The sequence below is a fragment of the Haladaptatus halobius genome (assembly GCF_020618475.1).
GTDB classification, from domain to species: Archaea; Halobacteriota; Halobacteria; order Halobacteriales; family Haladaptataceae; genus Haladaptatus; species Haladaptatus halobius.
Genome location: NZ_CP085337.1, coordinates 357,539 through 383,080, shown reverse-complemented (window position 1 = coordinate 383,080; position 25,542 = coordinate 357,539). Strand labels below are relative to the sequence as shown.

General features: G+C 58.7%; 25 protein-coding genes. 8 read left to right on the top strand and 17 right to left on the bottom strand.

What is annotated here, in order from left to right; all coding sequences use genetic code 11:
• Positions 1 to 187 precede the first annotated feature (187 nt).
• Together LIW51_RS25675 and LIW51_RS25670 are read left to right on the top strand one after the other, a co-directional pair.
• Positions 188 to 694, top strand: coding sequence for an Lrp/AsnC family transcriptional regulator (locus LIW51_RS25675; RefSeq protein WP_227378964.1), 507 nt, complete (start codon positions 188 to 190; stop codon positions 692 to 694).
• A gap of 174 nt (positions 695 to 868) precedes the next feature.
• A complete protein-coding gene (locus LIW51_RS25670) occupies positions 869 to 1,225 on the top strand; it encodes a DUF7344 domain-containing protein (RefSeq protein ID WP_227378963.1) in 357 nt (118 codons plus the stop codon).
• Between the two features lie 809 nt (positions 1,226 to 2,034).
• Here the strand turns inward: LIW51_RS25670 and LIW51_RS25665 are convergent.
• The 7 genes from LIW51_RS25665 to LIW51_RS25635 all read right to left on the bottom strand — a co-directional run bounded on the left by LIW51_RS25665 (position 2,035) and on the right by LIW51_RS25635 (position 9,648).
• A complete protein-coding gene (locus LIW51_RS25665) occupies positions 2,035 to 2,598 on the bottom strand; it encodes a polysaccharide deacetylase family protein (RefSeq protein WP_438267435.1) in 564 nt (187 codons plus the stop codon).
• A 561-nt stretch (positions 2,599 to 3,159) separates the two neighbouring features.
• The gene (locus LIW51_RS25660; protein ID WP_227378962.1) at positions 3,160 to 4,290 is read right to left on the bottom strand and encodes a TAXI family TRAP transporter solute-binding subunit; all 1,131 of its coding nucleotides are present in this window, start codon (positions 4,288 to 4,290) and stop codon (positions 3,160 to 3,162) included.
• A gap of 130 nt (positions 4,291 to 4,420) precedes the next feature.
• Complete coding sequence (locus LIW51_RS25655; protein WP_227378961.1) at positions 4,421 to 5,428, bottom strand: hypothetical protein; 1,008 nt, start codon at positions 5,426 to 5,428, stop codon at positions 4,421 to 4,423.
• A gap of 32 nt (positions 5,429 to 5,460) precedes the next feature.
• Positions 5,461 to 6,402, bottom strand: coding sequence for an HpcH/HpaI aldolase/citrate lyase family protein (locus LIW51_RS25650; protein WP_227378960.1), 942 nt, complete (start codon positions 6,400 to 6,402; stop codon positions 5,461 to 5,463).
• A 68-nt stretch (positions 6,403 to 6,470) separates the two neighbouring features.
• Positions 6,471 to 7,658, bottom strand: coding sequence for a CaiB/BaiF CoA transferase family protein (locus LIW51_RS25645; protein WP_368411866.1), 1,188 nt, complete (start codon positions 7,656 to 7,658; stop codon positions 6,471 to 6,473).
• 92 nt (positions 7,659 to 7,750) lie between these two features.
• Entirely contained in the window at positions 7,751 to 8,749 is a 999-nt protein-coding gene (locus LIW51_RS25640) for an LLM class flavin-dependent oxidoreductase (protein ID WP_227378958.1), read from the bottom strand.
• Positions 8,750 to 8,751: 2 nt separating this feature from the next.
• A complete protein-coding gene (locus LIW51_RS25635; RefSeq protein WP_227378957.1) occupies positions 8,752 to 9,648 on the bottom strand; it encodes a DUF6282 family protein in 897 nt (298 codons plus the stop codon).
• Between the two features lie 142 nt (positions 9,649 to 9,790).
• Between LIW51_RS25635 and LIW51_RS25630 the strand changes: the two genes are divergently transcribed.
• Positions 9,791 to 10,717 carry a ketopantoate reductase family protein gene (locus tag LIW51_RS25630; RefSeq protein ID WP_227378956.1) on the top strand — a complete coding sequence of 309 codons (927 nt, stop codon included), beginning with the start codon at positions 9,791 to 9,793 and terminating at the stop codon, positions 10,715 to 10,717.
• 33 nt (positions 10,718 to 10,750) lie between these two features.
• Here LIW51_RS25630 and kce read toward each other — a convergent pair whose 3' ends face one another.
• From kce to LIW51_RS25610, 4 genes are all read right to left on the bottom strand, one after another.
• Complete coding sequence (gene kce / locus LIW51_RS25625; RefSeq protein ID WP_227378955.1) at positions 10,751 to 11,689, bottom strand: 3,5-dioxohexanoate:acetyl-CoA acetone transferase; 939 nt, start codon at positions 11,687 to 11,689, stop codon at positions 10,751 to 10,753.
• Between the two features lie 57 nt (positions 11,690 to 11,746).
• A complete protein-coding gene (locus tag LIW51_RS25620) occupies positions 11,747 to 12,961 on the bottom strand; it encodes a CaiB/BaiF CoA transferase family protein (protein ID WP_227378954.1) in 1,215 nt (404 codons plus the stop codon).
• A 53-nt stretch (positions 12,962 to 13,014) separates the two neighbouring features.
• Positions 13,015 to 13,446 carry a PaaI family thioesterase gene (locus LIW51_RS25615; protein WP_227378953.1) on the bottom strand — a complete coding sequence of 144 codons (432 nt, stop codon included), beginning with the start codon at positions 13,444 to 13,446 and terminating at the stop codon, positions 13,015 to 13,017.
• Positions 13,447 to 13,677: 231 nt separating this feature from the next.
• Complete coding sequence (locus tag LIW51_RS25610) at positions 13,678 to 14,451, bottom strand: SDR family NAD(P)-dependent oxidoreductase (RefSeq protein ID WP_227378952.1); 774 nt, start codon at positions 14,449 to 14,451, stop codon at positions 13,678 to 13,680.
• Positions 14,452 to 14,570: 119 nt separating this feature from the next.
• Between LIW51_RS25610 and LIW51_RS25605 the strand changes: the two genes are divergently transcribed.
• A complete protein-coding gene (locus LIW51_RS25605; protein WP_227378951.1) occupies positions 14,571 to 16,676 on the top strand; it encodes a TRAP transporter permease in 2,106 nt (701 codons plus the stop codon).
• 101 nt (positions 16,677 to 16,777) lie between these two features.
• Positions 16,778 to 17,494 (top strand): SDR family NAD(P)-dependent oxidoreductase, encoded by a 717-nt coding sequence (locus tag LIW51_RS25600; RefSeq protein ID WP_227378950.1) that lies wholly within the window; start codon positions 16,778 to 16,780, stop codon positions 17,492 to 17,494.
• Positions 17,495 to 17,497: 3 nt separating this feature from the next.
• Here the strand turns inward: LIW51_RS25600 and LIW51_RS25595 are convergent, their stop codons facing one another.
• Positions 17,498 to 18,325, bottom strand: a complete 828-nt coding sequence (locus tag LIW51_RS25595; protein WP_227378949.1) for an enoyl-CoA hydratase/isomerase family protein — start codon at positions 18,323 to 18,325, stop codon at positions 17,498 to 17,500.
• A 78-nt stretch (positions 18,326 to 18,403) separates the two neighbouring features.
• Between LIW51_RS25595 and LIW51_RS25590 the strand changes: the two genes are divergently transcribed.
• Positions 18,404 to 19,888, top strand: a complete 1,485-nt coding sequence (locus LIW51_RS25590) for an aldehyde dehydrogenase family protein (protein ID WP_227378948.1) — start codon at positions 18,404 to 18,406, stop codon at positions 19,886 to 19,888.
• A 40-nt stretch (positions 19,889 to 19,928) separates the two neighbouring features.
• A complete protein-coding gene (locus LIW51_RS25585; protein WP_227378947.1) occupies positions 19,929 to 20,360 on the top strand; it encodes a universal stress protein in 432 nt (143 codons plus the stop codon).
• Here the strand turns inward: LIW51_RS25585 and LIW51_RS25580 are convergent.
• From LIW51_RS25580 to LIW51_RS25565, 4 genes are all read right to left on the bottom strand, one after another.
• Positions 20,357 to 20,560: an FAD-binding protein gene (locus LIW51_RS25580; protein WP_227378946.1), complete on the bottom strand. Its 204-nt coding sequence runs from the start codon at positions 20,558 to 20,560 to the stop codon at positions 20,357 to 20,359. The two genes, LIW51_RS25585 and LIW51_RS25580, sit on opposite strands and share 4 nt — an antisense overlap.
• Before the next feature lie 50 nt (positions 20,561 to 20,610).
• Positions 20,611 to 21,360 (bottom strand): SDR family oxidoreductase, encoded by a 750-nt coding sequence (locus LIW51_RS25575; protein ID WP_227378945.1) that lies wholly within the window; start codon positions 21,358 to 21,360, stop codon positions 20,611 to 20,613.
• A gap of 111 nt (positions 21,361 to 21,471) precedes the next feature.
• Positions 21,472 to 22,248: an enoyl-CoA hydratase/isomerase family protein gene (locus tag LIW51_RS25570; protein WP_227378944.1), complete on the bottom strand. Its 777-nt coding sequence runs from the start codon at positions 22,246 to 22,248 to the stop codon at positions 21,472 to 21,474.
• 38 nt (positions 22,249 to 22,286) lie between these two features.
• Positions 22,287 to 22,829: a carboxymuconolactone decarboxylase family protein gene (locus tag LIW51_RS25565; RefSeq protein ID WP_227378943.1), complete on the bottom strand. Its 543-nt coding sequence runs from the start codon at positions 22,827 to 22,829 to the stop codon at positions 22,287 to 22,289.
• Positions 22,830 to 22,951: 122 nt separating this feature from the next.
• Here LIW51_RS25565 and LIW51_RS25560 point away from each other — a divergent pair, with 122 nt between their 5' ends.
• Positions 22,952 to 24,151, top strand: coding sequence for an MFS transporter (locus LIW51_RS25560; RefSeq protein WP_227378942.1), 1,200 nt, complete (start codon positions 22,952 to 22,954; stop codon positions 24,149 to 24,151).
• 3 nt (positions 24,152 to 24,154) lie between these two features.
• Here LIW51_RS25560 and LIW51_RS25555 read toward each other — a convergent pair whose 3' ends face one another.
• On the bottom strand, positions 24,155 to 25,426 hold the full coding sequence (locus tag LIW51_RS25555; RefSeq protein ID WP_227378941.1) for an acyl-CoA dehydrogenase family protein: 1,272 nt from the start codon (positions 25,424 to 25,426) through the stop codon (positions 24,155 to 24,157).
• Positions 25,427 to 25,542 lie beyond the last annotated feature (116 nt).

Below are 25,542 nucleotides of genomic sequence, written 5' to 3'. Positions count from 1 at the left end.
GGTGAACAAGCGTGCAGAGGGGTGAAAATATTCGTAGAAATTCCAAATTCTACATCCGATTTACGCAACCAATCAACCAAAGCAAGCAGTACGCAGTGGCCAGTTATCGAACGATCACCGAACAGCACCCCGCTGTGAACCGCTCGCACCGAGAAATTCACGGTATTCGGCGGCGATACAGTCAGGCATGGTCGACGAACCACTTGACGATCTTGACCGGCGTATCCTACACCTCTTGCAGGTCGACGCCCGCGGCATCACCGATACGGAGATGGCTGAAGATAGTAATGTGACCGGGACGACTATCGCGACTCGGATTACAAAGCTCGAAGACCAAGGGATCATCCGTGGCTACCATCCCGACATCGATTACGAACAGGCGGGCTACCCGCTCGTCGTCCTCTTCATCTGCACCGCCCCACTCGCAGACCGGTCAACCATCTGCGAACAAGCGCTTGGTATTGTTGGCGTCGTGAACATTCGACAGATGATGGCCGGTGAACAGAACCTCCACATCGAAGTCGTCGCAGAATCGATTTCCCGCATCGAGGAGATTACCAAGCAACTCGACGGACTTGGACTCACAATTCACCGAAGTAACCTCCTGGCGACTGAGACGGTTCAGCCGTGGAATCACTTCCACGGGATGGCCAGCGAAAACGATCCACCAGCGACTGATGGTTCAGAGGACTAACCATCTTCTAGAGAAATTTTGCATTGAGTTTCCCCAAGCCGACACCGAATAGCGTCGCTGTCCTACTTGGTTTCCTTGACTTTCTCAAGCACCGAACTGAGTAGTGTGGAGATATTCAAGTCTGTTATATTGTTGGAAAAAAGACCTATGCTGATACAATTCTTACTAATGATGATGGCGCAGATTGACACGCCTCGGTTAAACGAAATATTCGCCCTCCTGAGCAACCAGCGCCGCCGCTTTGTCCTGTATTATCTCACGTTCGAGTCAGACGAAGTAGACTCCAACGACCTCGCTGAACGCATCGCGGTCGTGGAAGCAAACAATACCAGCGCAGTGAGTGACGAATTCGTGCGCTCGGTCAAGGTTTCTCTCTCTCATATCCACCTCCCGAAGTTGGCCGATGCCGGTTTCATCACGTGTAACCGAACTCAGGGAACAATCGAACGTGAGGAGGTGGACGACCTTACACCGTTCCTCGAGAAAACAGCACTACTCGACGGATATCCACCGACCGTCTCGACCGACTGATCGATCGATTTACTCCCTACTCAAGCCAGAATCGTTACTAGGGTTAGAAAATTCGTAGCGAGGTCGATCTACGTATAGGGTCTGCTTCTTAGACTGAGCATGACCACACGACATCTTCACCGGATCACCGAGATGATTCAGGCAGAATACCACACGAACTGATAAGAGCAGTGCTCTACACACATATTTTCTTGTTGGTTATATTCTCTGACATATTCGATGAAGCAAAGCGAGGTGTCGGAAACGTCGGTCGAGAGCAGCGGCCGCGGTGATCGTCGCTCAGCGCAATCCCGAGTGTATCGCCGATGGAATTCTCGAGTAGTGATACGAACGTCACATCGCCGGACTTCATCATTTCGGACGATTTGAACAGTATCGGGATAATCAGAGAGTTATCTTTAAATGCCTCTCCCAATCCCACATATGCTCTCGACGGAGCGATAACGTTTGTGAATCAGAGGAAGAATTCCGCAGAACGACCTCAGCACTCGTGCTCCCTTACTCCGTAACGATCTCGCTGATTCCCCCGGTTATTCAATAAAACGCTTGCAACAGGCTCTCACTGGCGCAAACTACCGAATTCGGTCGACACGGCGGCTGTAAACCATGTGATAGTAGTCGTATACCGCACGACTATCTATCAGTTTGATTATCATCATGAGTATTTGAAAATATAATGTTAAACTAGACTCACTCAGCGCACTCACTAGTAACCAAGAGGGAATCGTCCGTCTCCTCACTAGCGCCAGCCTGCAACGGGAACGGAGTGTAGTCAGCAACCGTAGACGGCAACTGTGAGTGAGAAGACGCTAGAGCACCCGGAACGGGGGAAAACGGTCGAGGAGAAGGCCGGGATTCTCATTTTGGCCTTCGACTAGTTCCACCGGCGACGAGTACGCGCCGTCCCGAAGGAACTGAGCAAAGTCACGGTATGCATTGTGGTGACGGTGGATATTCGGATGACACAGAAGAAACGACGATTCGTCGGATTCCGTCTCAAGCATTTTGAACGTCTCTTTCGGCGTGAATCCTCGTTCTAGTAATTGGAGGTCGTAGGGATGCGTCGGTTCAACCATTGGGAGTCTTGACGGTGTCGAGCCCGCCGGTTTTCCGACGACCCATTCGATCCCTTGCTCGGCTGCCGCACGAAGCGTTCCCTCGCTGGCGCTCATAAACGATACGTGAAATCCTTCGGGGGTGACTCCAAGCTCTTTCTCGAATAAATCTAATGCAGTTACGATCTCTTTTTCCGCTATCTCGTAGGGGGTGTCTCTAAACGATGTGTGTCGGTATCCGTGTAGGATGAGCTCGTGGCCTTCGTCAACGACTCGCCGTAACGAGCCGACGACTTCCTGACACACTTCGAGGTGAATAGCCGGAACGGGAAATCCCGCGATTACGCTCGCATCGGATAGAGAGTCAAGCAGTCGGGTGAAATTCTTATCAGAGAACGCGTGTAAGACGTGAAAGAGGCGAGTATCGAGATTGATATTTTCGTCTAATTATCTAAGAAATTATAAATACGGAGACAGTTCCCGCAACTTACCTTCCGGAACGGAATCCATGGCGGGTCTAATGCACGGACGAAACATGAACCTTCCTCAAGAGAGCGGCGGCTGAGAGAAGCTGTTAAGTTGTTTCGACGGTGGGAGGATATCTTTCCGTGACTGAGGCGTCCGTATAGCCTATTGGTCGCGTCAGATACTCGTGATAAGAGTAGTTTTGTTTCGAGGAAGTACCGTTAGCACTCACGGAAACGACGCATAGCCGTGATCAAGCGGACGATAAGGTAAGAGTCAGCGCTGGGATTCGGTGTACCGTTGATCTATCATCCGTAACCGTATACGAGACGTACTCGAAACGGATTCAGCTATGGAATCCACTATTCAGGAGATTCAATAACCCACGGCGCGCGCCACGTTGGCTATCGTTGATTACCCCTGATAGTCGGCAAGTGAGGTGAGCTTATCGGACCACAGATCGTTCTCTTTGAGGTATTGTTCGGTACCGGGATGAACCGGTACCTCACCGTTCTTGACCAAGAATTTCGTCCCGAACTCGGGACCGAATTCGGACAGAACGGAGTGAGCTTGTCGGACACTCTTTTTGTTCTCCATGAGAACCTTGGTGTACTCGTAGACCGCTTTCTTTGGGATGTCTTCCGGGATAATCGTCATGTATCCGAGCGAGAGCGTGGGGAAGCTATCGGACGAGATATCCTGGTTCCAAACGTCTCCCGACACTTCCGAGTAAGTGATCGGCTTCCCGCTCTTTTGAACCGTCTGTTGGTCGAACGGATATCGGACGACATCGATATTCGTGGTCGCATCGAGCTCCTGAATCCAACCGATGAGCGTTTTCGTATTGGCGGTGTAGACGTTCGCGATGTCGAGACGGCCGTCACGCATGGCGGCCGCCTGGTCACCGAGACCCATGACCTTGAGATTGAACGATTTCTCGGGATTCTTCATTCCGACCATCTTGAATGCGTCAACCTGCGTGTCCCAGGCGGACGTTCCCCGCGGCCCCCAAGACATCTTCACCGATCCGTCGGTGGGAATGTCGCTGATGGTCTTGACGTCGCTCAGTCGGTCGATGTTTCGCTTTACGAGGAACACGTCTAGCGTCATGTACGAGAAGGTCTGGCACATCGTCTTACTGATCTTCGGGTTCTTGTACGGATCACGCCTCGTATTTGCTCGCCAGACCATCGCCGACGTGCTCTGAGCAATATCGATACTTCCCTGATCGATGAGGCGCGGATTGGCGGTCGTTCCACCGGTGGTCTGCGCGCTCATTTGGAGCATATCCGAATTTTTATTGATAACGTTAGAGAATGCGACACCCGACGCGTGCGTCGCCGTCTCTTGTCCGCTGGTACCGATCCGCCAATTGTAGGAACCGCCGCCGCCATTGCCACCGCCGCCGTTGTTGTTATTGTTGTTTCCGTCACCGTTCTTATTGCTCCCCTGGTTGGTCGAGCAACCAGCGAGCCCCATTAAGGCAACGGGCCCCGCCGCTTTGAGGAGACTTCGCCGTCGTACACCGCCGTGGCTTTTCGCCATATCGAGGGAGATTATCTAAGCATTAATAAACATTAGGGTAAAAAGGTGCTTTGGTTACATGTGTATATTCACTATGTCTGTGCATAAATACGATGTTTTTCCAGTAAGCAAAAAGAAAAGCCAGTCTACGCTAAGTCGCGTCTTCGATCGAGATGGTCACCGATTCCGTATCTCCGAAGCTCGGATGGAACAGCGAGTGCCGGCCGATGCCACCAGTGACTGTGACGAGAAACTTCTCGGCGGTCGCTGCGAGTGGTACTAGTTGCTCATCCTCAAGGCCCTGAGCATGCTTCGGTAAACCACCGTCCGCCTGATCGTGCATCCCGTGATCGCGGTGAAGATGGCGTGGAATCCGCGCATGGTCGTAGAGGAAGCGCTGCACGTCGGTCTTCGTCCATCCCGCTCGTGCGATCGTCTCTGCGTGTTCTGGCGAGAGAACCAGGTGCGGTTCTCCGCGCTCGTTCAAATAGGCGAGGTTCGTTCCGGTCTTCGCCATGGTGTGTGCCGCGGTGGTGAGAACTCCTTGCGGCGAGTCGGCGACGTGGTCGTTGATGTTGTGAGGCGCTTCGGTGCCGAGGACGGTCACCGTGCTCTCGGTGGGCTCGAAGCCGCGGTCGACGTGGAGAGGACTCCACGGCGATGCTTCTTCGTTCTCCGCGACGCACACGCCGAACTTATGCGGCCCGCCGTGGGTCGCCATGTCGGTAACCCCGGGGTGTGCGTCGGCCACGTTCATGAACGTAAGGACGAGGGCGCGGCCGATAGTGGCGTTCGCACGCGTGCTCTGGCCATACGCGTTCGCTCCCGCGTTGATGTCGAGTTCCGACGTCACGGGCCCGTTGACTATGAGGATCGGCCAGTGTGGTTCCGTCGTGGCGAGCAGTCCGTAGAGGTTGAACTCCTCGGCGAGCGACGCTTCCAGCGCCGCCAGCACCACCGGGAAGTACGCCGGGTCACAGCCGGCCATCACCGCGTTGGCCGCGAGCGTTTCGACCGACGCGGGTCGTTCACTCAGCGGGAACGGGCCGATCGTGTCCGTTGCACTCCGATTGATCTGTTCGAGAAACGCATCGACACGTTCGTGGGTCGGTTGTACAGCCGGTAGCCCGTCGGCCCCGATAGCGATATCGTCGGTCATGAGGCGTCTATCTCCGGGGATTGGTCATTCGATCACGTTTCTTGCGTTCGATCGACCGCTACCTCTAAGTCGAGCTCATCCTCGAATACCCGGGCGTATTTGAGATAGCGCTCTGCGGTGCCGAGGTTCGCGGTATCTATCATATCGCCCTCGTATCGAACGGCGCTTTTTCCCTCCGCTTCGGCCTCCGCGAGTGCTTCTCGAACGCCCAGCCAGTACTCCACTTCGTCGGAATCGGGCGTGAACATCTCATTCGCGTGTTCGACGTGCGACGGATGAATTACGACGTAGCCGGTGTACCCCATCTCGCGTGAGAACTGTATGTCCTCCCGGAGTCCCTCGGTGTCCTCCACGTCGACGTACGTCCCGGCGAGCGGGTAATCGATACCGGCGGCACGAGCATCCATAAGCGCCTGCTCCCGGAGGTGAACCGTCTCCAAGCCTTTTCTTCCCGGCCCCGTCCATTCGAATCCGAGCGCATGATTCGTGTCCGTTCCTTTCACGGCTCCGCAACCGATGGTGGCGACTCGATCCGCTGCGCTACAGATCTCGTACACCTGTCGCATCGCTCGGGCGGTTTCGATACTAACGGCCAAGTCGGTGCTCTCGGGATCGAATCCCTCCCGTCTCTCGATGTGGGTTAAAACCGCGTCGAGCCGCTCGATATCGTCCGGTTCTCGTACCTTCGGAATCATCAATCCTTCTAGTTCCTCGCACACGACCGACTCAAGATCGTGCTCCGTGTAGCCCTCGTCCGTATTCGGATGGCCGTTCACTCGGACGAATACACGCTGGCCCTTCGCGTGGAGTTTTGGAACGTATTCGGCGACGAGTTCGCGGGCGTCTTCCTTCTCGCTCGGGGGAACCGAGTCCTCCAAGTCGAGCACGACGACGTCCGCGCCGTTCGTGTGGGCGTTCCGAACCCATTTCTCTCTGTTCCCCGGGATAAACAAGGCGGATCGTATCGGATCCATACCTGTATGCTCATGGCTCGTGCTCTTATACGTTGTCCTGCTCGGCGGCGGCGATACGCTGTGGCACGCTAAATGACGTCGTGCGTCTCCAGTTCGTCGACCTCCTCGGCGGAGAGTCCGAGTCGATTCCTGTAGACTTCCCGGTTGTCCCGGCCCTTCTCGGGCGAGGGTTCAATATCCGGGATATCCGAATCCTCCAGTCGAATCGGTAATCCCGGAACAGAGATGTTCCCATAGCTCGGATGTTCGATATCGTTAATCATCTTCCGATCTTTCAAGTGCGGATCTTCGACGACCTCGGAAATCTCCTTTACCGGACCGCACGGAACGCCGGCCTCTAGCAAAATCTCCTCGATCTCGTCTCGCTCATATCGTCTCGTCCAGTTCTCGACAATTCGATCCACTTCATCGGCGTGCTTCGAGCGTTTCACGTTACTCTGGAAACGAGGGTCGTCCTTCAAGTCCGATCTGCCGATGACGTCGAGAAGCGAGTGCCAGTGATCGTCGGTCACGCCGAAGATCGCGATGTAGCCGTCGGCCGTCTCGTAGACGTTGTACGGACTCTGGGCGAGGCCGCTGTGTCGATTCCCCGTCCGTGGCGGTACGTCGTCGCCGTTGAAGTGGGCCGCCATCGGCGACATGAGCGTCGGATAGACCGCGTCGTGCATGCTGACCTCGACGAACTGTCCTTCCCCGGTTCGTTCACGCTGATATAGAGCACCCAAAACGCCCGCCGCCAGGTGAATCCCACCCATGAAATCGCCGACCGCCACCCCCGCTTTCACAGGGGGACCGTCGGAGAATCCCGTCACGTCCATAACGCCGCCGATAGCTTGAATCGTGAGATCCATCGCCGGATACTGGCGGTATGGGCCGTCTTCGCCGAAGCCGCTGCCGTGCGCGTAGATCAGTTCCGGATTGATCTCATTGAGCGTCTCGTATCCTAGTCCGAGCCTGTCCATCGTTCCGACGGCGTAGTTCTCGACCAGAACGTCGGCGTCTTCGATGAGTTCTTTCAAGAGTTCCTTCCCCCGTTCGGCCTTGAGATTGAGCGTGATTCCTTTCTTGTTCGAATTCAGCATCACGAGTTCGGGCGGCTCACCGTTGTCGACACGAGCGCGGAGCGGTTCCCCGTGCGGCGGTTCGACCTTCGTAACGTCCGCCCCGAGATACGAGAGCAAGAGAGAACAATACGGGCCGTTGTATATTTGACCGAGATCTATGACCTCGATATCATCTAGCGCCTTGCGATTCATACACATTCACAGCCGATTCGGCGATACAAGAATTTTACGCAAGAGGACTTTCGAGAAATCGGATGGTGAGCAAATACGCTTTCAGTACGTTCTCAAAGCGTCTCCACCCGCGGACGGACCTCACGACCGAGGAGGTCGATGGCCGCCATCGCCCTGTCGTGTTTCATGCCCGGCCACTGAACGCGACCGATGACGTGGTCGACGCCCAGTCGCTCGTTGAGCGCCTCCAGTTCGTCCACTACTCGATCGGGCGAACCGATAATATATCGTCCTTGTCGAACGGCCTCGAATCGTTCCCGGTCGTCCGTCGGGGTGTCGCCGCCATCGATGATCCCCCACTCCGTCAACGAATCGAACTTGTCCAGAAGATAGGGCATCGCCGTCTCGACCGCCTCCTCCGACGTCTCGGCCACGTAAATATCACGTCGGATGGGGCGACAAACCGGCACGGTCGGCGTCTCCCGATCGTATAGCTCGACCGCCTTCTCCAGTTTATCGATCTGGGAAACGGGATCCATGATCCAGGCGTCGCCGAGCGTGGCCGCGCGGCGAACGGCGCTCGGGGCAGAGCCACCGAGCCAGATCGGCGGTCCGCCCTCCTGAACGGGATGGGGGCGGGAGGTGAGATTTTCGAACTCGAAGTGGTCACCGTGGAACGAAGCTCCGTCGCCCGTCCACAGTTTGCGAATCACCTCCACCCCCTCGGTGAGTCGCTCCGCCCGATCGGCTTTGTCGATACCAAGCACCTCGAACTCCTCGTCACGATAGCCTGCTGCAGCACCCAGAACGAATCGGCCGTTCGTAATCGCATCGAGCGTCGCCGCCCGTTCGGCGACCAGTCCCGGGTGATGAAGGGGGAGCAGGCAGACGCTCGTTCCGACCCGCATCTCGTCTCGAACTTCGGCTGAGGCGCGGGCCAGAGTGGGAAAGTTATCGAAGTAGCTGTCCTCGGTGAAGTGGTGTTCGCCGACGAACAAGGAGGCGAACCCGCGATCCGAAGCGGCTCGGGCTTGTTCGACGAGTTCCATCATACACTCGCCCGGGTCGCGCTCGCTCGGATGCTGGGTGAGCGCCATCAGTCCGAGTTCCACGATTAACTCCCCCCGAAGAGAGCTTCCGGATTGTCGCGCGCCATCTGTTCGAGCGCGGACTTCGGTACGCCCGCGTCGCGGAGTCGAGCGTGGAACGCTCCGAGCGCGTCCGGTGGCGACTCTCGACCGGGTTGTCCGTAGTCGGTCGAGAGGAGATTGCGCGCCGGCCCGGTCGCCTCGATGCCCGCCACGATGTTCTCGAACACGACCTCCGTTCGGAAGGCGTCGTGTGCTGCTTCTGGCGCATCAGAGTGAAAGAGGCTTCGAACGCTTTCGTCGACGACGATGAAACACCGTTCGAAGTAGACCCCGTCCGTTGCCAGCCGTTTCTGGTCGGCCGGAGTGAGCCCCTCCCCGTCCCGGGCCGCGTGGAACTCCGGATGCGTGATAATCACGTTACCGCCGGCGTCCGTCACGTACTCCACGACCGCGGTCACCTCGTCGACGCCGATGTGGCCGGTTCCGATCACCATCTCGCGTTCGAGTGCCTCATCGACGACGGCACGGGTCGAATCGGTCAGCGTTCCGTCCTCGGCGAGCAGATCGATCGTCCGAGTTTCACCCTGATCTAGCATATTTCGTTTCGCCGTCATCGTGGGAAGTTCGACCCGTGTAACTCCCATCTCCGCCGCAGCGACGACGGCGTCCGTGTTGATTCCGCCGACGAACCGATTCAAGACGATCGTCGACGCGAGATTCACGTCGATATCGGGAAGCTCCGTCACGATGCGGGCGTCCGCCGCCGTCGGGAAGTGGTGGTTCTTCAACACCAATCCCCCCATGTCGGCGTCCGATGCTCGGCGGGCGAGTTCGACAACATCGTGTTTTCGATCACGTACGTCGGGACTAGCGTGAACGTGCGTATCCCACGAACCAGCGATGAGTGCGTCTACCGTCATATGTGTCCGGATATCTGATTCTCAGTAGGAGCCGTATTAAAAACACCGCTCGGTCACCCTCCGAACCCATCTATTAATAGGATTCTCACCAAGGGTGGTACCAGATGCTGACTACCACCGTTCCGAAGAGAGGCGATAGAGCGTGAACGTCGCAGTAGTGGGAGCAGGAGCGCTCGGCTGCCTGTTCGGCGGCCGCCTCGCCGCCGCCGGGCAAGACGTGTGGCTCCTACATCACCGACAGTCCTATGTCGACAGGCTGAACGAAGACGGCCTTCGAATCGAGAGCGACGTCGACGGTCTGGAATCGACCACCGTCTCGATCCCGGCCACGACGGACGCCGATGAGGTCGCCCACGTCGATCTCGTGCTCGTGTTCGTCAAGGCGCATCAGACGAGAGCCGCCCTCGAACAGCACAAAGAGTGCATCAGCCCCGAAACGCGCGTGCTATCGCTGCAGAACGGAATTCGCCACTACGACCATCTGGTGGACTTCGTCGGGGAGCGACGCGCGTTGGCGGGTGTGACCTATCAGGGTGCGGTCGTCGAGGAACCGGGCGTCGTCCGGCACACGTCCGATGGGTCGTCGACCTTCGGCGGCGCAGATGCCGAGTTCGCGCGTAAAGCGGAGCGGGCACTCGTCGATGCGGGCTTTCCCATCAAGCGCGTCGACGACCCGCTCCCGGCGATCTGGTCGAAGCAACTCATCAGTCTCCCGATCAAGCCGCTGGCCGCACTGACGCGCCTCCCGAGCGGGAAACTCGTCGAGCAGGAGGAACTCGTTGCGTTCATGGATAAGATCATTATGGAAGCAGAGCGGGTGGCCGCCGCCAAGGGAATCGAGATTCCGAACGAGGAACCGCTCGAGACGGTTATCGAAATCTGTGAAGCGGGCGACTCCCACCGTTCGAGCATGTTGCAGGACGTACTGGCGGAGCGAAAGACCGAGATCAACGCGGTCAACGGAGCGATCGTGGAACTGTCTCGGGAGGAAGGTGTCGACGTGCCGGCGAACGAGCTGGTGACGTGGCTCGTTCGAGGGTTAGAACGGAGCTATCTCGATGGGAGGTAGGAAACCGGCCTGCTCCAGTCCGCGTCGATTACCTCAGAAGTTCACGTTCTCTCGGCCTTTTAACCGGAGGAACTCCCGAATCTGGTCGGGAGACGCCGGTTCGCGGCCCGATATCTCCCACGTCAACCGTTTTATCTTCTCGACTTGGTCGGCGTTGCTCTCGGCGAGCGTCCCTCGTTCGAGATAGAGATTGTCCTCTAAACCGACGCGGGCGTTACCTCCCATCGCCGCGGCTTGCGTTCCTAGGGGGTACTGCATCCGACCTGCCCCGAGAACGCTCCACGAGGCGTCGTCGCCGAACAGTTTCTCGGCCGTCTGCACCATGTGATTGAGCTGATCCTGATCGGCGCCGATTCCGCCGTGGATACCCATCACGAACTGGAGATGGATGGGGGGTTCGAGTTCCCCCGACTCGACGAAGCTCTTCGCGTTGTACAGATGGCCGACGTCGTAACACTCTAACTCCGGTCGAGTACCGTTCTCCTGGAACATCTCGAATGTCTTCTTGAGGGATTCGAACGTGTTGGGGAAGATGTGATCCCACGTTCCCTCGAGGTAGTCCGGTTCCCAATCGTGTTCAAACTCGTCGACGCTCTCGAGCATCGGATAGAGACCGAAGTTGATGCTTCCCATGTTGCAGGAAGCCATTTCGGGTTCGAGTTCAGGGACGACCTTCATCCTCTCTTCTACGGTCATGTTCATACCGCCGCCGGTCGTCGGTTGGATGATGGCGTCCGTTTCCGCTTGGATGCCGGCGGCCACCTCCCGAAATAGGTCGAGATCACTCACCGGTTCACCTGTCTCCGGGTCACGAACGTGGATGTGGATGATTCCGGCGCCTGCCTTTGCGGCGGCGATCCCCTCGTCGATTATCTCCTCCGGCGTTACGGGGAGGTATTCGGACATCGACGGCGTGTGGATCGCGCCGGTAAGCGCACAGGCGATCACGATATCGTCTAAGCTACGAGTCATGGCTTATCTTGCCCGATGATACCATCTATCAAAAGCGTTCCGTCGATCGGGAACGTGTCACTCGTCAGGTTCTCCGACAATATCGGCGGCTACCAACTCCGCAATCTCGTTCGCATCGTATCCGAGTTCGCGGAGGATCTCCCGACTGTGCTCGCCCAGTTTCGGCGGGTCGCGGCGTTGGCGGGTCGTCGTGCGAGACCCTCGAATCGGCGTCAGCGGCGTCCGCAGGGATTCCGCGGAACCGTGCTGATCGTCGAAAATATCGACAAGCAGACCTGTCTCGCGGAGGTGGGAATCGTGAAGCAGGTCGGACGGCTTGTTCACCGGTGCCACAGGGACGCTCTCCTCGAGAAGTGCCGCTAGTAGCTTCTCCCGATCCCACGTCGAGAGCTCCTCTTGTACCTCTCGGATGAGCTCCGATTCGTGATGTAGCCGGGCGGCGACGGTTTCGAAGCGCTCGTCGGCGAGCAGTTCGGTCATACCGGTGGCGCGGCAGAACGCGGGCCAGTGTCGCTCGCTCGTGACGCCCACGAACACCCACTCGTTCGGCTCGTTCGTCTCGAAGATATCGTACAACGCGAACGAGGGATGCGAGGAGCCGAGCGCGGGGTGATCCTGGCCGGTCATGTCGGCGTGGGTTATCCAGTACCCCATCCACTGAACTGCCGACTCGAAGAGCGAGGCGTCGATTCGTTGTCCCTCTCCCGTTCGATCACGCGCTCGGAGCGCGGTGAGAACGCCGATAACACCGTAGAGAGCGGCACCGATGTCGGCGATGGAGGTACCGACGCGAAGCGGTTTGCCGCCCGGGCGGCCGGTCATCGCCGACAAACCCGACATCGATTCAGCCACCATGTCCATGCCCGGCCGATCGCCGTACGATCCGCGCATGAAACCTTTGATGGAGAGATACACGAGCCCCGGATTCGCCTCGCGCAGATCCTCGTATCCGATACCGAGGCGATCCGTCACGCCGGGACCGAGATTCTCGACGACTACGTCCGCGTCCGCGACGAGATCACGGTAGGCGGTCCGGCCCTCGGAGGATTTCAGATCGAGAGCGATTGAGCGCTTGTTTCGACTGAAAGCGTAGATTATTGACTGGCCGCTGTCGCCGGTGTTTCTGACGATATCGCCCACGCCTGGCCGTTCGACTTTCACGACCTCAGCGCCGAGATCGGCGAGAATCACGCTGGCGAACGGAGCCGCCACGATGTTTCCGAGTTCCACGACTGTGAGACCTGCGAGCGGCAGGGAACGGTCACTGGACATTCGTACGTAAGCACGGGGTGTGCAGACCGATTAATAGTATCGGTGACGCCGGCCTACGGTGAATCGTCTGCGATGAAGTACGTGGCGCGTCCGAGGGCTACGGTCTTTCGTTCGCCGGTAGGGAGTTCGGACTCCACGTCCACCTCGATAACGGCCATCGACTTTCCCGCGCGTCTGACGGTGGCCGCCGCTCGCAGATTGCCCGTTGCGGGTCTGAGATACGAGACGTTTAGATCGGTCGTCGCGTACGTCGCCGTGTTCGGATTCTCGAGCACGCTCCGTAGCGCCGTGCCGCTAGCGTTGTCGATGAACGACGCGATTATCCCGCCGTGGATGACATCCCCGTCGGGGTTCGTCAGTTTTTCAGCGTGCGGGAGTCGAATTTCTGCGCTTCCTTCGTCCTCTACGTCGATACTGATGTCCAACCACGAGAGGAATTCGGTTCTGTCGAGGACACGTTCGGATGCGGTCGAATCGTTGTACATGTGAGAAACTACCTCTGGCATCTTCTCGAAGAGACACCAGAGCAATCAACGTTTCGCCGGCAGTCGCACCACGACGTTATGATCGAACGCCACTCCGGATTCGCGCCAACGGGACGAACGAGGACGTGACGCCGAGGATTCGCCACATCGCGGACGGTCGACGGTGCTTCGGAGAAGTGAACGACGATGGGTGGTCGCTGGTACGATGGAGTCGTCGCGGTCGAAGGTTGGTTAATCCGGTTTCTCGGAGTGGTTAGGCACGCCGCGCGCGGTGATCGTCTCGCCGACGATGAACGACGACGCGCTACTGGCGAGAAATTCGACGACGTCGGCGATTTCATCGACGGTTCCGATTTTCCGTTTCGGATCCGCTCGCTCGAGGGTCGTCGGGTCAACGTCGCCGGTCGTCACCGCCCCCGGCGTTGCGATGAATCCCGGTGCGACACAGTTGACGCGGACACCGTCCGCGGCCCATTCGCTGGCGAGCGTTTCCGTGAGATTATTCACGCCGGCTTTCGCCGCGCCGTAGTGCGTTTCGAGCGGAGCGGCTTCCTGACTTCTGACGCTGGAGATGTTGATCACCGATCCGCCGCCATCCTTGAGCGCGTCCTTCGCAGCGTGGGTGCAGTTGAAGACGCCGTGCAGGTTGATGTCTATGATAGTCTTCCACCCGTTTTCGCTCATCTCGTCGAACGAACACTTGAACACTGCACCAGCATTGTTGACGAGAACGTCGAGGCCCCCGAATTCCGAGACCGTCCGATCGATCAGATCATCGACCGAATCCCTATCTCGGACGTCACATTCGATGGGAACGATGCGCCCCGGGTGGTCGCTCTCGTCTATCGACGTGGCGACCGAGTCGACGTTCTCCTGCTCACGTGAGCAGATGACTGTGTCGACACCCTGCGCCGTGAACTGCTCAGCGATTCGCCGCCCGATACCGCTCGATGCACCGGTAACGATGGCTGAGGAACCATCGATTCGGAATTTCGAGTCACTCATTCACAAACCGTTTTCATCAAAAACGCGGCTCCAGATAAATCTGTAGGTCAGTGCGAGTCGTTGACCTGTGGGACGAGGTAGCAAAGAATATATTACCTCCATAACTGTAAGCTAATCGTATGGCTAGAAATGCCACGGATACCTCCCCCCTCCGGATAGCCGACGGGCCGAGATTGGTACGTGCAAAGTACACCGTACTTCTCCTGCTCGGAATAGTGGGCGTCGTCTACCACCTCTGGTTCGCCCGGACGTACGGTATCGAGATGGACAAACACATGATCTTCCACCTCGGAATCATGATGGTCGGGGTGGCCATCGTCGCGTTCGATCCGTATGCGCTGGATACCGATGATCTCCGAACGCGCGTCGACAGTTTCGTCCTCCTGCCGATAGAGATCGTCGCTGCCATCGGCGTAACCGGTTATCTCTGGATGAATTACGAACGGCTGGCGTTCCGCGCGATCGGGATTTACTCGCAAACGGACGTGTTAGTCGGGGGTATCCTCATCCTGATCGTGCTCGACCTCTCACGGCGAGCATTCGGACTCGTTCTCCCGGTCGTCGGCGTCGTCGGTCTTATTTACGCGGTGTACGGCAGCTACTTCCCGGGAATTCTCCAGCACCAAGGCATCACTTTCCAGCGCGTCTTGACCGCGACGACCGTCGAATTCAGCGGGATATTCGACACGATTGTGAAGGTGTCCGCCACCTACATCGTGATTTTCATCATCTTCGCGGCGTTCTTGGAATCGTACGGCGCACTCGCCTACTTCATCAAGATCGGCGCGAGTGCCGGTCGATACATCAGATCGGGCATCACCCAGACCGCCGTTATCTCGAGTCTCGGAATGGGGTCGGTCAACGGGAGCGCGGCGGCGAACTCCGCGACGACCGGCGCATTCACGATACCGTTGCTGAAGAGCCAAGGAACCGACCGCAACACCGCGGCGGCAATCGAGTCGGTTGCGTCCAGCGGCGGGCAGATCATGCCACCGATCATGGGCGCAGCGGCGTTCATCATGGCGGAGATCACCGGAACGGGGTATCTCCACATCATCAAAATTGGGTTCATTCCGGCCCTCCTGTTCTACGGAACTGTCGCATTCGCGGTTCACATGCTGACTCTCAAGGAAGGAGCCGCGCTCGCCAATCTCGAAGAGAACATCGACTCGGCGAAGTCCGCGTTCGACGAAGACGAGCGAACGACGGTCGACGACGTCTCGTTCGGTGATACGAACTCCAAGACGGATCTCCTCGAAGAGACGACGTCGTCGGATTCGTTTCTTCACACCGTTCTTCAAGGACTCTACCTCTGGGTTCCCGTCGGGGTACTCGTTTACACGCTTGTCATCCTGCAGTTCGACCCGCTGTACGCGGGATTCTGGGCGACCCTGATTACGATACCCACGGCACTCGTTCAAGAGCTGCTACTTGGGAACGACCCGCGGTCTGCGGTTCGGACGTTCATCGGGGATACCCTCGACGCGTGCCGCCTCGGTATCCAGAACACGGCACCGATCGCGCTCGCCGCCGCCGTCATGGGGCTGTTCGTCGGCGTGTTGAGTCTGACCGGCTTCACGCAGACGCTGGCACAGAGCCTCATAACTATCTCCGGCGGAGAGTTGTTCTTGCTCCTGTTCTTCGCGATGTGCGCCGCCATTCTCTTCGGAATGGGGATGCCGACGGTCGCAGCCTACATCGTCAGCGTTCTGCTCGTCGCACCGCCGCTCGCCCAGATGGGCGTCCGACTGGAGACGGCCCACTTCTTCGTCTTCTATTTCGCGATCCTCTCGGCAATCACGCCACCGGTCGCGATCGCGTGTATCATCACGACTGAGATAGCGAACGGGGATTTCTGGCAGGTGTGTAAGAAATCGATCCTGCTCGGAGCACCGCTGTTCATACTACCGTACATCTTCCTCGTGAACAACGAACTCCTCTACTGGACGTTCCCGTCGACGTTCATCTTGGTTCCCATCGTCTTCTTGGGGATGATCAGCCTCTCCGCGGCGCTCATCCGCTACATGAACGGGAGTTTGACGCGAACGGTACAACTGGGGCTCATCCTCTGCTCGTTCGTGGTTCTGTTCGCACCGGTTCTCCCCGTCGCCTCGTCGATCACCCTGGCCGTTCGAAGTATATTCGCGGTCGCACTGCTCGGCTTCATCGTCTGGCGAAACGGCATCGCGACGCACGTTCGCAGTCTCGCCGGCAGATTAGCCTAGTCGACGTACACCTCGAAATCGGTCTATCCCGTTTCTCTCACCTCTGTTTCGCAGGGAAAGTCACGTACCGTACTTATACCACCGGAGGGAAACAGTAGGTCATGCCTTCGACAGCTCTCGTCACCGGCGGCAGCGGTGGTATCGGTCGATCGACAGCCCGAACGTTAGCGACGGACCACGACGTCGTCGTCCAATACTATTCGAACGAACGCGACGCGAAGCGTCTTGTCGACGAGATCGAAGACGACAGGGGACGTGCGCTTGCGCTACAGTGCGACGTCTCCGACAGGGGTGCTGTTGCGGAGCTTTGTGAGCGCGTCCGCGAGGAGTTCGAACGGATCGACGTACTCGTGAACAACGCCGGCGTGGGGCCGAAATCGGGATTCTTGGATCGAACACCGGAGAGCATCGAGCACCATCTTCGGGTGAATCTCGTCGGGGGGATCTACTGCGCTCAAGAGGTTATCGGGCCCATGCGGACGCGTGAAGAAGGACGAATCGTCAACGTCTCCTCGACCGCGGGCGTTCACGGCAGTCCGTCCGACCCGATTTACGGAACGTCCAAAGGCGGCCTCGTCGCGCTCACGAAATCGCTCGCGAAACGATATACGGCCAACGGTATCATGATAAACGCCGTCGCTCCGTCCGTTACCGACACCCCCATGCTGTCCGAGGAACGCCGCGAAGCCGCGCGGGAGAAGTTTCCCCAGAATCGCATCGTCAAACCGGAGGAAGTGGCCGCAGCGATTCGGTTCCTCGTGACGGACGCGTACTCCTCGGGGAAAGTGATCGAAATCGCAGGCGGGCGCTACCTCTGACCGTCACCGCGCTCGATAGTCGGGTTCTCTGTCCTCAGCGAACGCCACCACACCTTCCTTGGCGTCCTCCGTCTGGAGGAGGTGATACTGGAACGACTCCTCCAGCCGCATTGCGTCGGCGAGGGACATGTTTCGACCGCGCACGGTTAGTTCTTTGATCGCCCGAACCGCGAGCGGACCGTTGGCGAGGATACGTGCGGCGTACTCTTCGGCCACGCTCATCACCTCCTCGTCCGGGACGACCGTCGTTACTAGGTTCCAATCACGAGCGCGCTCTGCGTCGACGTGGTCGCCGGTCAGCAGGAGTTCCATGGCGGCCATGTGCGGGAGTTGGCGAATCGCCCGCTGGGTACCGCCGTTCCCGGGCAGAATGCCACGTTTGACTTCGGAGAGCCCAAACTGCGCGCTTTCGCCGGCGATGCGGATATCGGTCGCCAACAAAAGCGTCAGCCCGCCGGCCAGACAGTACCCATTGACTGCCGCGATAACGGGCTTCCAAACGTCCAATCCGTTGTTCAGGAGCATCTCCTCCTGCGTACGCCAGAACTCCGGCCACTCGACGGAACCCGGTTCGACCGCCTCCGTCAGGTCTGCACCGGCCGAGAACGCACGATTCCCTTCGCCGGTAACTATCCCGACCCAGACGTCGTCGTCCGTTTGGAACGTCGTCCAAGCTTCTGACAGTGCCCGATAGGTTTCCGAGTCCATCGCGTTCAGCTTCTCAGGGCGGTTGATCGTGATTTTCCCGATACGACCGTCCGTTTCGTATCGCACTTTCTCCGTTTGCGAGAGAATACCTTGCTCCATGAGCAACTGTGATAACACACCCATCTCATTTACAGATATCGGTGATCTGCATCGCTGTGGAAAACGTTATTCCCTCGCTCGCGATTACTAGGAACGAACAGCATGTCCACAGATTACGACTCGTCCGACGAGCGTTACGAGCTGTTCATCGGCGGAAAGCCGACCCCTTCGGAGTCAGGTGAGCAAATTCCGGTAACGGATCCTTCTACAAGTAAGCCGTTCGAAACCGTCGCGGCCGGTAGCAGCGCGGATATCGACCGAGCGCTCAAGTCGGCGCGCGAAGCGTTCTCCGACTGGCGGGGAATCAAACCGGTCGACCGGGGGCGCGTTCTTCAGCGGATGGCGAACCGAATGCACGCGGAGAAAAAGGAGTTGGCCGAACTGTTGACCCGGGAGAACGGTAAACCGATCTCGCAATCGAAGACGGGAATCGAGGTCGGTGCCCGCTATTTCGAGTACTACGCAGGTACCGCCGATAAGGTACAGGGAGAGACGATTCCGCTCGGCAGCGAATACCTCGATTACACGCTCCGCGAACCACTCGGCGTGACCGGGCACATCGTCCCCTGGAACTTTCCGGTCTCGTTGTTCGCGCGAACGGTTGCGCCTGCACTGGCGACGGGGAACGCGGTCGTCGTAAAACCCGCCGAGCAGACGCCGCTTACTGCGGTCGAACTCGGGAGGTTGCTCCACGATGCCGGTGTTCCGGCCGGTGCAGTGAACGTTGTTCCGGGGTACGGAATTGAGGCCGGGGCGGCCCTCTCGGAACACGAGGGAGTCGACGGGGTTGCGTTCACCGGCTCCGTTCCAACGGGCAGAGAAGTCGCGGCCGCCGCCGCCAGGACGCTAACGCCGGTTCATATCGAGGCGGGGGGAAAGAACCCGATCGTAGTGTATCCCGATGCGGACTTGGAACGGGCCATCGACCAAACGATGATTTCGATATTCACCCGAAACGCCGGCCAAGTGTGCTCGGCGGGAGATGGACTCCTTCTCCACGAGGATATTCACGACGAGTTCTGCGAGCGACTGGTTAGCCGCGTCGGTAAACTCACGGTCGGGGCAGGGCTGGAAGACCCGGACGTCGGAGCCTTAGTGTCCGAAACGCAGTACGAGAAGGTGACCGGCTACATCGACGTGGGTATCGAGGAAGTCGGAGAGCCGCTGTGCGGCGGTACTGCGTCTGACCGCTCCTCGTCCGACGGTTACTTCGTCAAACCCACGATATTCGACGGCGTCGAGCGAGATATGAGAATCGCACAGGAGGAGATTTTCGGGCCGATTCTGTCCGTGTTGACCTTCGGAGACGAGCAGGAAGCACTGGAGATCGCCAACGAGACGGATTACGGCCTCGTCGCGGGAATTTTCACGCGGAATCTAAACCGTGCGCATCGCTTTGCGAGGGATGTCGTGGCGGGACAGGTGTTCATCAACGAGTGGTTCGCCGGCGGCGTCGAAACGTCCTTCGGCGGGTACCGCCAGAGTGGATTCGGCCGTGAGAAGGGGATGGAAGCACTCAGAACGTTCACTACGACGAAAAACGTCTGTGCGAACATCGATTCGATGAGTTCAGTCGATCGCCGTTAACTGGCCTACATTTATACTCCCTCGAGCCTGAGAAGAGGATATGTTCCGCATCGTTCTAGCGACCGACGGAAACGAACAGCGCGTCCGGAAACAAGCCAAGGCGATCGCATCGCTCCCCGACGCTACAGAAAGCATTGCGGTCACGGTGTTGCACGTGTTCAAGGAGGTTTACGGCGATCAGGGCGGGACGTTCGATATGCAACAGTACGCCGAGCCGCCGGAGAGCGTCGCCGTCGCGAGCGACTACCTCGAAGAGCGAGGTATCAGCGTCAGCGAGACCGGGGCGAGCGGTGACCCCGCGGACGAAATTTTAGACGTTGCGAGGAACCTCGGTGCCGATCAGATCGTCGTCGGTGGTCGAAAGCGGTCGCCCGTCGGGAAGGCCGTCTTCGGAAGCGTGGCACAAGACGTCATCTTACGTTCGCCGTTTCCGGTGCTCGTCGTCGGGGACTCCGTCGAGGATGAAGCCTAATCGGTATCTGCCGCGGGAACCCCGAACGATTCGGTAAGCCGCGTATGGCCGCCCCGGTGTTCCTTCGACAACTTCTCGAGAATGACGACGCTCGCGTCCTGTTCCGCCGCTCTGATTCCGGCGGATAGTCCGGCCATTCCGCACCCGACGACGACGTCGTAGTCGCTTACGACGCGCGCATCTCCCGTTGTGTGTACCATGGATACAGACACCACGGACTGTGCGCTAAGTGATTATTATTGTGCCGTCCTCACAACGTCGACTCGAGGGCACCGCCATCGACAGGAATCGAAGCGCCGGTGAGGTACCCTGCGGCTTCCGAGCACAGAAACGCCACCACTTCGCCCAGCTCGATCGCCTCGCCGAGGCGGCCTGCGGGTACGTCCGAGGGCTCGACTCGCGCACTCCCCGGGTCGTTTCGACGCGGGGTATCGAACAGGCCAGGAAGAACCGCGTTGACTCGCACTTCCGGAGCTAACTGGTAGGAGAGGCACTTCTCCAGTCCCATCGTTGCCATTCGGATGGAGCTCGAGAGCGGATTCGACGGCGACGCCTCCTTCACGACCAGCGAGGTGATGTTGACTATCGATCCACCGCCATCCCGACGAAGGTACGGTGCGGCTTCGCGGACGAGGCGAACCACACTCATCACTAGCATGTCAAAGTTGTCGTACCAGTGCTCGTCGGTAAGCTCGAAGAACGAGTGTCGTGGCGGTCCACCGGCGCTCGTCACGAGGTGATCCAAGCGACCGAACTCTTCGACGGTGTCGTCGACGAGTGCTGTGAGGTCATCAGGATCCGTGATATCCCCGGGACGGCCGATCACGTCCCCCTTCGCAACCGATTCGATATCCGCAACTGCGTGGGCCAACTTCTCCCGATCCCGTCCGTTGACGACCACGTGCACGCCTTCCCGAGCCAGCGCCATGGCCGAGCCTTTGCCGAGTCCACTGCTCGATGCCGTGACGAGTGCGACGGTACCCTCGATTCCGTAATCCATAGATACACGTCTCGTAGAACGACGATAAGTATTCCCCCGAACACTGGAAGCGAGTGAGACGAAGAACGTAACGCACGCTACGATGAGACTCAGTCGCGCCGTCGGTGGTCGTTATCTACCTTCGTACTCGGGGTCACGATCTTCGAGAAAGGCGTTCATCCCTTCCTCGCGGTCTTCGGTTCCGAAGAGGAACGCACCGGCCATGCGCTCGAAATCGAGACCCTGTTCGGCGTTCAGCCCTCGATTGATTGACTCCTTTGCCAATCGTTGTGCCACGGGAGCTTTCGAGGTGAGGGACTCAGCCATCTCCAGAACGGCATCGTCGAAGTCAGCCGCCGGATATACGTGATTCGCCAGGCCGATCTCCTTCGCTTCTCCGGCGTCGATGATGCGGCCGGTCAGAATGAGCTCCTTTGCCCTCCCTGCACCGACGACCTGCACGAGGCGCTGTGTCCCTCCGCCGGCGGGAAGGACGCCGATGTCGACTTCCGGAAGTCCGAACTTCGCATCCTCCGTCGCAAGACGGATGTCGCAGGCGAGGGCGATCTCCGTTCCCCCTCCGAGCGCGTACCCGTCGACCGCGGCGACGGTCGGCTTCGGAAGCTCGGCGAGGTAGTTGTACAGTCCTTGCGCGTATTTCGTCGCGTACTCCAGCCCTTCCATGTGATCGAACTCCGCAAACGAGTCGATGTCACCGCCGGCGATGAACGAGCCGTCCCCCGCGCCGCGGAGGATAACTGCACGCACGGAATCGTCCTCGCCGACGGTCTCGAAGGAATCCCGGAGATCCTTTCGCGTCGGGACGTCCATCGCATTGCGCTTTTCCGGTCGGTTCACGGTGACGGTCGCGATGCCGCCACTCCGTTCTACGAGCACACGGTCTGACATCGATGGCTAGCTTTCCCGCGAACGCTCTTAACTCTTGGTCACGTCTCGCCTTCGAGTTCCCACCCGACGAACTCCGTTTCCAGCGGGATGGCGAGAGCGGTGAGAAACCGTGCGGTTGCGAGGTAGTGGGTTGCTAGTATCGTGGCCCCGATCACGCTCTCGTCCGTGACGTGCACACCGAGCGAGTCGAACGATTCGTCATCGATCTCGCCAAGAGCGACGTCTCGGACGTAGCCGAGAAGGGCGGCGGTTCGCTCGTCGAACTGGTCGAACTCGCCACGGGAGATCGCGAGGATCTCCTCGTCGTCGACACCCTGCTCTCGAGCGATAGGGACGTGTTGGTGCCACTCGTAACGGGCATCGAGCGCCCGGGCGACGGCGAGGATACAACGTTCGAGATCGACCGAGTTCAACCCTCCATCGGACCACAGCGTCGAACCGTAGCGCATGTATGACTGGAGAACCGCCGGGTTGTTCGCCATCGCGCAGAGTAGGTTTATCTCCCCCATCGCGTCCTCGCTCAGGAGATACCGGTACTCTTCGGGCAGATCCGATTGCGTTAGTAGGGGAATGCGTGCCATTGTCTATTCGAAGGAGGATGGCGATAATGAACCCTTTGGTCGGAAGGTTCGCTTTCGTGTGGACGACCGCCGGAATCGCATTACTTAACCCGGACGCGGAGCGATAGTCTCACTCACACTCAATGAAACCCCGCTGGCACGCGCTGGGAGTGATGTTCGTCATCCAATGCGTAGGGAGTCTCACGTTCCTCTCGCTGACTGTCCTCACACCCTTCATCAAGAGCGATTTTGGCGTCTCAACGTCGGACATCGGGTTCCTCGTGACGGCACTGTATTTGGGATACTTTCTCTCGTTGACGCCCGGTGGAATCCTGACGGATTTCGCCGGCGAGCGGTTCACCTTAGCGCTCGGGATGACGACCGTCGGACTCGTCGCGGTGACGCTCAGCATCTTTCCCATGTACTGGATGCTGTGCAGCGGAGTCTTCCTGCTCGGTCTCGGATACGGAACGATTCCCTCGGGCACGAACAAAGGCATATTCGACTGGTTTCCGTCCGAGCAGCGAACGATCGGTATCAGCATCAAACAGACCGGCGTGATGTTCGGCGGTGCGATAGGGGCGGCGTTTCTGCCCGCCCTCGCCGAACTCACGGGGTGGCGGTCGGTTTGGGGAATCGTCAGCTCCCTCGCGTTTGCAACGCTCGGCGTCCTGTACGTCTACTCGCCGGGCGAGCAGCCGTCCGGACGCTGGCTCCCTCCCCACGACCGTATCGTCGGGAAGTTCAAACGAATGCATGGACTTGCCAGCGAACCCGGCGTGCTTCCGCTGCTCGTCAGCGGTGTTCTGTTCGGCATGTCCCAGTTCACGATCATGGCGTACATCGTTCTGTACCTGACCGAGAATCTGTTCCTCGCGCCGGCGGTTGCGGGCGTGCTCTACACTGGAATGCAACTCGCTGGCATCGTCTCCCGCATCGGACTCGGCTTCCTCACGGACTCGCTGTTCGCTGAGAACAAACAACTCGTACTGGCCGGTCTCGGCATCGTCGGATTCGTCTTCTTTCTCCCGATGGCGCTGTTCACCGCGAACACCGGGCTCCCTATCGTGGTCGGCGTCCTCGTAGTCGTCGGGGCGGTGTCCCTCGGCTACAACGGGGTCTATCTCACAATCGCCGGGGAACTCGCCGGTGATGAAGATGCCGGCGTCGCAACCGGGATGGGCGTGGCCGCCGTGATGGCGGGGGCAGTGCTCTTCCCACCCGTATTCGGCTTTATCGTGGAAGCGACGGGGAGTTACTCCCTACCGTTAGGAGCCATCGGGCTCATCACCCTCGGTGCCGGGGTTTCCGCGGTTCGTGTCGGACGGAGCGTTCCACGATAGCGGTCAATCGAGCGGAATCGGATCTGGATCCTCGTAGCCCTTGAGTAGGTTCCGTGCGATGGTTTTGAGGTGGATCTCCGTCGGCCCTTCGCCGATTCTTCGAACGCGCGCTTCGCGGAGCCACCGTTCGAGCGGCAGATCGGCGTCGACGCCGGCACCTCCGTGAATCTGAACCATCCTATCGAGAACCGTCCAGAGGGTCTCCGACGCTTGGTACTTCGTGACTGATGCTTCGTGTCTGATATCCTCTCCCTGGTCGAACTTCCACGCGGCGTGATAGACGGAGTATTTCGCCGCCTGGTAGTCGACGGCCGATTTCGCTATCTTCCACTGGATGGCTTGTCGATCGGCCAGCGGTTGCCCGCCGACTTGCCGATCGTTGGCCCAATCGATACCCATCCGAATCGATTGGTCGATCGGACCCAAGCAGTTCGCGGCGTACAGTACCCGGGATTCGCCCAGACACTCTTTGGCGATGCTCAGCCCCTGCCCGATATCCCCGAGGACGTTCTCGTCGGGAACCCGAACGTCCTTCAGCGTGACTTCGAAGGGGTACTCCGGACGAATGACAGGAATCGAGCGCATCGAAACCCCGTCGCTGTCGGCGGGGACGAGAAACGTCGTAATGCCGTGTTCGTTGATACCATCGTTCTTGGGCTCCGTTCGCGCGAACAGGATGAGAAAGTCCGCGTCACCCGCCCAAGAGATGTAATGCTTCGTTCCGTTGATGACCCACTCGTCACCCTCTTTCTCGGCTCGCGTTTCCATACCGCGCGGATCGGATCCGGCGGCGGGTTCGGTGAGCGCAAAACAGCTCTGCTTGTCACCGTCGATACAGGGCTGGAAGAAGCGGTCGATCTGGTCTTCGTTCGCATTGTTGAGATACGCCGACGGTTCGCCGACCGTCAACCCCGGTCCGAGTTCGATAACGCCGATCCCCGGCTGATATAGCCCCATACGGTGTTTGGATAACTCCTCCAAGACGACGCAGCGTTCAAGAAGGTTGAGGCCACCACCACCGTACTGTTCCGGAACGCCCATCGCCCAGAAGCCGACCTCCTTGGCCTTCGCCCGGAGCCGTTTCCGATCTTCCTCGGGGATTTTGATGGGATGGGGGCGGACATCATCGGTGAGTTCCGGGTTCTCGGGGTCGAGGTCGTGGTAGCGTTCGATTTTATCCGGCAGATCATTCAGGATGGGTCTGAATTCGTCGTCGACGAATCTGCGAATCTCCCGCCGGAGCATCTTGGTTTGGTTGGAGAACTCTAAGTCCATGGGTTTGTGGCACACAAATATTGGAAGAACTATCAAGTAAGTGTTGCGGTGACACGAGAAATCAGCGGGTCACCGACCGCCGACCAACGGCAGAGACATATCGGTGACGAATGCAA

Coding starts and splice junctions, on each gene's coding strand:
- LIW51_RS25675 (WP_227378964.1), top strand. CDS start 188: ATGGTCGACGAACCACTTGACGATCTTGACCGGCGTATCCTACACCTC.
- LIW51_RS25670 (WP_227378963.1), top strand. CDS start 869: ATGGCGCAGATTGACACGCCTCGGTTAAACGAAATATTCGCCCTCCTG.
- LIW51_RS25660 (WP_227378962.1), bottom strand. CDS start 4,290: ATGGCGAAAAGCCACGGCGGTGTACGACGGCGAAGTCTCCTCAAAGCG.
- LIW51_RS25655 (WP_227378961.1), bottom strand. CDS start 5,428: ATGACCGACGATATCGCTATCGGGGCCGACGGGCTACCGGCTGTACAA.
- LIW51_RS25650 (WP_227378960.1), bottom strand. CDS start 6,402: ATGGATCCGATACGATCCGCCTTGTTTATCCCGGGGAACAGAGAGAAA.
- LIW51_RS25645 (WP_368411866.1), bottom strand. CDS start 7,658: ATGAATCGCAAGGCGCTAGATGATATCGAGGTCATAGATCTCGGTCAA.
- LIW51_RS25635 (WP_227378957.1), bottom strand. CDS start 9,648: ATGACGGTAGACGCACTCATCGCTGGTTCGTGGGATACGCACGTTCAC.
- kce (WP_227378955.1), bottom strand. CDS start 11,689: ATGACTCGTAGCTTAGACGATATCGTGATCGCCTGTGCGCTTACCGGC.
- LIW51_RS25620 (WP_227378954.1), bottom strand. CDS start 12,961: ATGTCCAGTGACCGTTCCCTGCCGCTCGCAGGTCTCACAGTCGTGGAA.
- LIW51_RS25615 (WP_227378953.1), bottom strand. CDS start 13,446: ATGTACAACGATTCGACCGCATCCGAACGTGTCCTCGACAGAACCGAA.
- LIW51_RS25610 (WP_227378952.1), bottom strand. CDS start 14,451: ATGAGTGACTCGAAATTCCGAATCGATGGTTCCTCAGCCATCGTTACC.
- LIW51_RS25605 (WP_227378951.1), top strand. CDS start 14,571: ATGGCTAGAAATGCCACGGATACCTCCCCCCTCCGGATAGCCGACGGG.
- LIW51_RS25600 (WP_227378950.1), top strand. CDS start 16,778: ATGCCTTCGACAGCTCTCGTCACCGGCGGCAGCGGTGGTATCGGTCGA.
- LIW51_RS25595 (WP_227378949.1), bottom strand. CDS start 18,325: ATGGGTGTGTTATCACAGTTGCTCATGGAGCAAGGTATTCTCTCGCAA.
- LIW51_RS25590 (WP_227378948.1), top strand. CDS start 18,404: ATGTCCACAGATTACGACTCGTCCGACGAGCGTTACGAGCTGTTCATC.
- LIW51_RS25585 (WP_227378947.1), top strand. CDS start 19,929: ATGTTCCGCATCGTTCTAGCGACCGACGGAAACGAACAGCGCGTCCGG.
- LIW51_RS25580 (WP_227378946.1), bottom strand. CDS start 20,560: ATGGTACACACAACGGGAGATGCGCGCGTCGTAAGCGACTACGACGTC.
- LIW51_RS25575 (WP_227378945.1), bottom strand. CDS start 21,360: ATGGATTACGGAATCGAGGGTACCGTCGCACTCGTCACGGCATCGAGC.
- LIW51_RS25570 (WP_227378944.1), bottom strand. CDS start 22,248: ATGTCAGACCGTGTGCTCGTAGAACGGAGTGGCGGCATCGCGACCGTC.
- LIW51_RS25565 (WP_227378943.1), bottom strand. CDS start 22,829: ATGGCACGCATTCCCCTACTAACGCAATCGGATCTGCCCGAAGAGTAC.
- LIW51_RS25560 (WP_227378942.1), top strand. CDS start 22,952: ATGAAACCCCGCTGGCACGCGCTGGGAGTGATGTTCGTCATCCAATGC.
- LIW51_RS25555 (WP_227378941.1), bottom strand. CDS start 25,426: ATGGACTTAGAGTTCTCCAACCAAACCAAGATGCTCCGGCGGGAGATT.